A 6,934-nucleotide genomic window follows, 5' to 3' on the forward strand; every position below is an offset into this window, starting at 1 on the left:
TTAGATTCATGGCCTTCTGGGATAAAGAGGTGGAGACGCTGCCGCGCGATAAGCTCGACGGGTTGCAGGTAAAGCGTTTGAAGGAGACAGTAGCACGCTGCAGGAAATCGATCTTTTACAGGAATCGCTTGAAGAATATCGATGAATCAACGTTCAGTAAGCCTGAAGATGTCGCGCAGCTTCCGTTTACGACAAAGAACGACCTACGCATGAACTACGACTTTGGTCTGGTGACTGTATCGCGAGAGGAAATTGTACGTATGCATTCTTCCTCCGGCACCACCGGCAAAGCCACGGTCATCTTCCATACGAAACGTGATATCGAGACGTGGTCTGATCTTGTGGCACGCTGTATTGTGATGACCGGCGCGAATAAGACCGATATCTTCCAGAACCTCATCAGTTACGGCATGTTTACCGGCGGTTTGGGACTCCACTACGGCGCCGAGAAGGTCGGGATGCTCGTCATCCCTTCGGGCGTCGGGAATACGAAACGTCAGATACAGCTCATGAAGGATTTCAATACGACCGTCTTCCATGCAACACCCTCGTACATCCTCTACGTCTCGGAAGTAATGACTCAAGGAGGTTACGATCCCAAGGAGTTCGATTTACGTATCGGATTTACGGGTGCAGAGCCACATTCGGAGCAAACCAGGCAGCGGATTGAAGACGTATACGATATAAATGCCTACAATTCCTACGGCATGTCCGAGCTCAACGGGCCCGGCGTAGCCTTCGAGTGCGAAGAGAAGAACGGCATGCATCTCTGGGAAGACAATTACCTCCTTGAAGTCGTTAACCCGAGCACTGGCGAATTGCTTGCCCCGGGCGAGGAAGGCGAGCTTGTTATCACGACACTCGGTCGGGAAGCCATGCCCATTCTCAGGTACCGGACGGGCGACCTGGCGCGAATCGTTGACGATGGCGAGCAATGCGCGTGTGGCAGAGCGCATGTGAGACTCTCGCGTATAAAGGGGCGCAGTGATGATATGCTCATTGTGCGAGGCGTGAATCTCTATCCAAGTCAGATCGAAGATGTTCTGATGAGTTTCCCGGAAGTCGCAACGAATTACCAGATTCACGTGACGCGCGAAGGCACACTTGACGCATTGACCGTCAAAGTGGAGTTGTATCCAAAGATGTTTGACGGCGACCTCAGAAAGCTTAAGAAGCTCGAATCTAATATTACCAAGTGTATCCAGGACGAGATAGTGGTGAGACCAAAAGTAGAGTTCCTTGAGCCCGGAAGCTTGCCGAGAACAGAAGGCAAGGCGGTACGGGTGGTAGACAAGAGGGGTGCGATGTAGCATGGTCAAGCAGATTAATGTTTTCTCAGAGAATCGGCCAGGGAAGCTGGAGCAGATAACCAGCATATTGGCGGATGTTGAGGTCAATATATTAGCGGTGACAATCTCCTCGGACGAGGAATACGGGGTCGTTAAGTTTATCGTCGACAATCCTGAGAAGGGCTTTCGTGCATTCAAACAGGCCGGCGTCACGGTCTCTTTGAAGGAGGTGTTGGCTGTTGTCATCGAGGACAAGTTTGGGAGCCTGAACCAGATGCTGCGCATCCTGAAGCACGATAACGTCGATATTGAGGACTGTTACGGGTTTTCCGCGGGGAGTGAAAAGAAGGCAATAATCATTCTGACAATGGACGATTCCGCTGCTGCCCGGAAAATACTCGAACAGCATGGCTACCAATTAGTAGGGAGTTCTGAACTCTACAGCCTTTGAGCTTCTTTCGCCTATTTCCCTATTCTGAAAGCGGGTGGTCTTACCCACATCAACGAAGTACTCGCAGGCGTGGATCCGAACATGGTGCAACCATGGTATCCCTCCCCCGTCTATGCCGGTTATGCCTTTGCCACGCCCGAATTCCTCCTCTCGTTTGGGCTGCTGCTCACCATCGGCCTTGCCGTTGCGCCGCACGTTATCAACAATGTGCTGGCAGCGAAGGAGGATCGGTACTTCAGATGGTCGCCGTTGATCGCCTTCGTGCTCTATGTTATCGTGATGTTTCTCGTGAAATTCACAGGGTTCGCCGTGCGCGTGCTGGAGATTGAAGGCCCGCTTGTACTCCCCGAAGCCGTCAAATGCGCAGGACTTCGCGTTTATGTACGGGATAGAGCATGCCTTCGGCAGCCTCTTTATCTGGAGTATCTTTGCGGTGATCGTACTCGCAGCCGTGATGTCCACCACCGACAGGCTCCTATTGACCATTGGCACGATGTTTTACCTGGGATATCTATCGGAACCTCCTCAAACCTGGAGCAAGCGACCGAGAAGTCCTGTGGGTGAGTAAAATCGCTGTCGTTGCGGCAGCAGTCGGATCGCTCTGGCTTGCGATTAATCCGCCGGAAATGCTTGCGTGGCTTATTTGGATGGGTATCGGCGTGATGTTGGCGGCCTTTGCCGTTCCGCTTCTTGGCGGTTTGTATTGGCGCCGGGCTACAAAAGCAGGTGCTATCGCCAGTATGGCGCTAGGCCTGCTCAGTGCGGGCGTCTTCGGCTACTGGTATCAGTATGTGGCGAAACTCCCGGTGCATTTCAGCTTCTATGCACTCGCTGTATCCTTTGTAGCAATGATCGTGGTCAGCCTCGTCACTTCCTCGGAACAGCCAGTCCACGCTTGATGAAACCATGACGGGCCTGTACATCCGGCCGAAATAACCGCTTTGTTTTGTGGCTCGTTGAGTTGAGTGAGCGGCTTTTAAATCCCTATCAGAAGCGCTCGCATGATAATACCAGCCGAGAGAGAGACGACAACCATCAATCCCGCCGCTTTGAGCATGTCCCGGACACCCAACTCGCGGAGCATCACCACGAAGGTCGCAATACAGGGGAAATACGTGGCCAAGATGATGCACGCGACCGTCAATTGCTGTGGGCTCATACCCAGGGGTAGGAGCATGCCAATCGCTAGGTCCTTCCTCAAGATGCCCAGCATCAGCGCGATAATCGCGCCTTCAGGCAGCCCGAGCACAGTAGTGAGAATCGGCGAGAAGACCATTGAAAGAACGTCAATAACGCCAAATACGTAGAGCAGATTCACGATGAAAATACCCGCAATGACGAAGGGAACCGCTTCGGCGAGGAACCCGTAGGCCTTTGACCAGGTCTTTTTGAGTAACGTTACGGGATCGGGTTTGCGATACGACGGTACTTCCAGCAGTAATTCCGGACTCTCGCCCTTGACGAGTCGGTTCAGCACCAAGCCTAAGACGATATAGAGCACGAGGAGGGTGGCGTAGACGATGAGTATCCATCGTATACCATAGCGGCCCAAGATGGCAAAGATCATTGCGGACTGTGCCATGCAGGGAACTGATATCGCCATGAGCGTCATCGCGATGAACCGCTGCTTCTCCGTCTCTAGGATGCGGGTGGCTAACGCGCCGGGAACGTTGCAACCGCAGCCTAAGATCGTCGGTACGATCGCCGAGCCGTGCAGTCCGAGCTTGTGCAGGCCGGTATCCACGAGCACCGCGAGCCGGGGTAAATATCCAAGGTCTTCGAGCAGGCTGAGCATGAAATAGAAGGTGAGAATGAAGGGCAGCACCATGCCGAAGGGCACGTATAATCCAGTCGTCAGGATACCCAGCGATTGCTCAAAATCCAGTGCTCCGATCGTGGAGGTACCGATTAATATGTCGTGGAGCAGCCCGCTTGGTGCGAACGAATTCACGACGTTGACGATCCAGGGGCCGTAAAGGCCGTAGAAGATCGGATCCATCAGATAATCAATGATCGCGTTCCCGATCTCGATGATGAAGAGGAAGACGAGGAGTATCGCGAGTATCGCAAGAGGAATGCCGGTCGCTGGCTGTACAGATATGTCCGCCAGCCGATCCCAGAGCGTATGATGCCGGTGGTGCACCTCTTGCGTATCACGGATGAGCTTGCCGACGCGCAACCAGCGTTCCTCTTCTGACATTGGCTTGATCGTCTTCGAGGGCGCCGCCGTGCCAACCGCAGCCGCCAGCTCCCTGATGCCCGTGCCACAGAGCGCGCAGGTCGGAACAACCCGAACGCCGAGTTCACGCTCCAAGCGAGCGAGATCGATCTCGATGCCGAGGTGCTGTGTCTCGTCCCAGAGGTTGAGCGCAACGATCGTGGGCTTCTTCATCTCAAGGAGTTCCAGAGTCAAGTAGAGATTCCGCTCCAGGTGCGTGGCATCAATTACATTGATAACAATATCGCCGCTCTGCAGCATCTTTCGGGCGACCTCCTCGGCCTTCGAGGTTGGCTCCAGGGAGTACGTTCCCGGTACGTCGATCAGCTCGTATTTCTCGTCCCCGATCAGCGTCGTACCTCTGGTAAAATCAACCGTCGTTCCTGGATAATTCGAGGAAACCACGTTCACTCCGGTCAATCGCGAAAAAATAACGCTCTTACCAACGTTGGGACAGCCCATTAATGCGATCTGTTTCATATCATAGTTTCTCGATAAAAATCTGTCGTGCCATTCCTCGCCCGAGTGCGATCTGCGTGCCCTCAACGTCTATGACGAACGGGCCCCGAGCCGGCTGTGTCGCTATCAACTTGACGATCTTGCCTTCCATGAGTCCCATAGTTCTGAAATGGTGCTGTCGTCCCTTACCGGGTCCTAACGCAACTATCCTCGCCCGTTCGCCGGGTAACAGCGAGATTAGCGGAACTCCGCCTCCACCTAAGTCTGCATTACGCAACTGTTTCTCAGCCATTTTATTCCGTTATACGCCCTCTTCTACTCTACAAACCTGTCAGTTCTTCTTCGGAGCGGGTGCTGATACCTCCCGCAAACAGAAGCCATCCCGCCTGGTTTAGGTTGCCCTAACTATAGCTGATATAGCTTTTAGGCACATAAATAAGCCATCCTAACATTATTCGGTATTCCCAAAAAGCCTATACCTGTTTGACCTGTCCACGGGAACCGCTCACTTTTGCTGCGCGCTTAGCCACGTCGCGAGGATGCTTTTCGGTTATGCAGAACGTTTCGAACTGCTCAAGCCATTGCGGATACTCCGGTGCTGACGTCATGAACCGCACGAAATTCTTGAGCTGCCGTATCGTTTCAGGTCTCAATTCGTGCTCGATGATGCACGCATCTTCGTCAGCGATTTTCTTTGGCACCCGCAATATTTCCAAAAATGCTCGTATCGTCTCATGGCGTTCTTTTACAACCTGCGCTACCTCTGTCCCTCTGGCGGTTAATCGCACACCCTCGTATCTCCGATACTCCACGAGGCCCCTGTCGTGCAGTCGTTTTAGCATCTCCACAACGCTTGGAGGCTTTATATCCAGGGCCACCGCGACGTCCTTTGTCCTCGTGTGGCCTTTCTCTTCCGTGATGTTCAGAATTGCCTCGAGATAATCCTCGACCTTCCTGCTGAGCATGCTCTCGTGCTATTATTAGGGTGCCCGATAAATAACCGTTTCGTGCGTATCTTCCGCTACCTTAATCTATACCATCGCACAAACGTTACTCTATCTATGATAGTTTCGAATAAGTAATGATGATTGATGAGAGAAGAAGTGGAAGGGAGGAGGTAACCTATAGATGAATGAAAAGACCATATGCTTAGACCTCGAAGGACCGTTATCACCGCAGGATAACGCATACGAGGTGATGAAGCTTCTGGGCGAGGAAGGTGCGGCTATTTTCGAGGTGATCAGTAAGTATGATGACCTTCTCTCTTTGGAGGGTCGGGAGGGCTACGAGCCGGGTGATACGCTTGCGTTAATCGTACCGTTCTTTCTGGCGCATAACATAACCGAGAAGGATATAAGGAAGGTCTCAGCGCGAGCGAGGATAATAAATGGTGCAAAGTACCTGTTTGAGCAGTTACAGGCGGAGAACTGGGACATTTATATCATCTCGACCAGTTACGAGCAGCACGCGTATAACATCGGGCAGCAACTGGGCGTCCCTGAAGACCATATTATCTGCACAACGCTGGATTTAGCGGAAATGAGGCGTGCATTACCCGAATCAGCAGTTACGTTACTAAAAGAGGCTGAAAGAGAGATAATAGCGCTTTATTCTGACCTCGAACGTGACGATACGGATCGGATAGTGAGCCGTCTGGATGAGTTCTTTTTCCGACAACTCCATGCTTTGGACTTTGATGTCTTTTCCACGCGGGTCATCGGCGGTGAGCGCAAAGCCGAAGCGATACGAATGATCGCGCAGGAGAAAGAGATTGCGTTACGGGATATTATCGCGGTTGGCGACAGCATCACTGACTATAAGATGCTGAATGAAGTTGCAGCGCACGGTGGTATCGCGGTCGTTTTTAATGGCAATGACTATGCGGTTCCGTATGCGAATGTCGGGCTTGCCTCGGTGGATATCCGGTTCCTTTATCCAGTGTGCGAGGCGTTTGCACGAAACGGTAAAGGCGCGGCGATGGAGCTGGTGACGGACTGGGAAACTGAGCGGAACACGTTTGAAGAAAAGCCTGCAACTATTCCTGATAGCGTCATTACACCAGCTATAAAGGAGTTTGTAATGACCCAACCGGGAACGATGCCGTTTCCGTATTTCCACAATCTCGAACGCGCAGACGAACGCAGAAAGAAGGAGATTATCGGGATACATAAGCAGTTCCGCATACGGGTGCGAGAAGACGCGGGTAAGCTGGGGTGAAATCTTCTGGTGGCATTTTTAGATAGCACTCCCGGCCCAACAAAGAGTCTTTGTGATTTAAGATCCAAAGGATTCATCTTTTAGTTCTGCACTGCATCGCCTTGTCAAAAATGTAGAGTACGATTATTATTTCGTTTTGCTTTTTTAAGGGTACTCATACCACCTGTCTTCCTTCAGGAACAGGCCGAGAATCGCTTCTGGAGGCGATCTTCACAGGAATGCCGCCTCCGGGGTCTCGCCTTCGCGATAATCGAGGGCGCCGTGTCTCCGGTTGTTATACCCGGTTAAAAACGCTTCGAG

At 52.2% G+C, this 6,934-nt stretch carries 6 protein-coding genes and 1 pseudogene; 4 read left to right on the forward strand and 3 right to left on the reverse strand.

Annotation, left to right across the window (positions count from 1 at the left end; genetic code table 11):
* Window positions 1–8: 8 nt before the first annotated feature.
* The 3 genes and pseudogenes from JW878_04940 (at window position 9) to JW878_04950 (ending at window position 2,676) form a co-directional block, all read left to right on the forward strand.
* Window positions 9–1,310: a phenylacetate--CoA ligase gene (locus JW878_04940; protein ID MBN1762409.1), complete on the forward strand. Its 1,302-nt coding sequence runs from the start codon at window positions 9–11 to the stop codon at window positions 1,308–1,310.
* 1 nt (window position 1,311) lies between these two features.
* The gene (locus tag JW878_04945; GenBank protein ID MBN1762410.1) at window positions 1,312–1,740 is read left to right on the forward strand and encodes an ACT domain-containing protein; all 429 of its coding nucleotides are present in this window, start codon (window positions 1,312–1,314) and stop codon (window positions 1,738–1,740) included.
* A gap of 81 nt (window positions 1,741–1,821) precedes the next feature.
* Window positions 1,822–2,676: pseudogene (locus JW878_04950) on the forward strand (hypothetical protein).
* 40 nt (window positions 2,677–2,716) lie between these two features.
* Here JW878_04950 and JW878_04955 read toward each other — a convergent pair.
* From JW878_04955 to JW878_04965, 3 genes are all read right to left on the reverse strand, one after another.
* Window positions 2,717–4,438, reverse strand: coding sequence for a ferrous iron transporter B (locus JW878_04955; protein ID MBN1762411.1), 1,722 nt, complete (start codon window positions 4,436–4,438; stop codon window positions 2,717–2,719).
* Between the two features lies 1 nt (window position 4,439).
* Window positions 4,440–4,709 carry a ferrous iron transport protein A gene (locus JW878_04960; protein MBN1762412.1) on the reverse strand — a complete coding sequence of 90 codons (270 nt, stop codon included), beginning with the start codon at window positions 4,707–4,709 and terminating at the stop codon, window positions 4,440–4,442.
* A 181-nt stretch (window positions 4,710–4,890) separates the two neighbouring features.
* Window positions 4,891–5,382 carry a metal-dependent transcriptional regulator gene (locus JW878_04965; protein ID MBN1762413.1) on the reverse strand — a complete coding sequence of 164 codons (492 nt, stop codon included), beginning with the start codon at window positions 5,380–5,382 and terminating at the stop codon, window positions 4,891–4,893.
* Between the two features lie 163 nt (window positions 5,383–5,545).
* Between JW878_04965 and JW878_04970 the strand changes: the two genes are divergently transcribed.
* On the forward strand, window positions 5,546–6,634 hold the full coding sequence (locus tag JW878_04970) for an HAD hydrolase family protein (GenBank protein ID MBN1762414.1): 1,089 nt from the start codon (window positions 5,546–5,548) through the stop codon (window positions 6,632–6,634).
* The last annotated feature ends 300 nt before the right edge of the window (window positions 6,635–6,934 follow it).

The sequence above is a fragment of the Methanomicrobia archaeon genome (genome assembly GCA_016930255.1).
GTDB lineage: Archaea > Halobacteriota > Syntropharchaeia > Alkanophagales > Methanospirareceae > JACGMN01.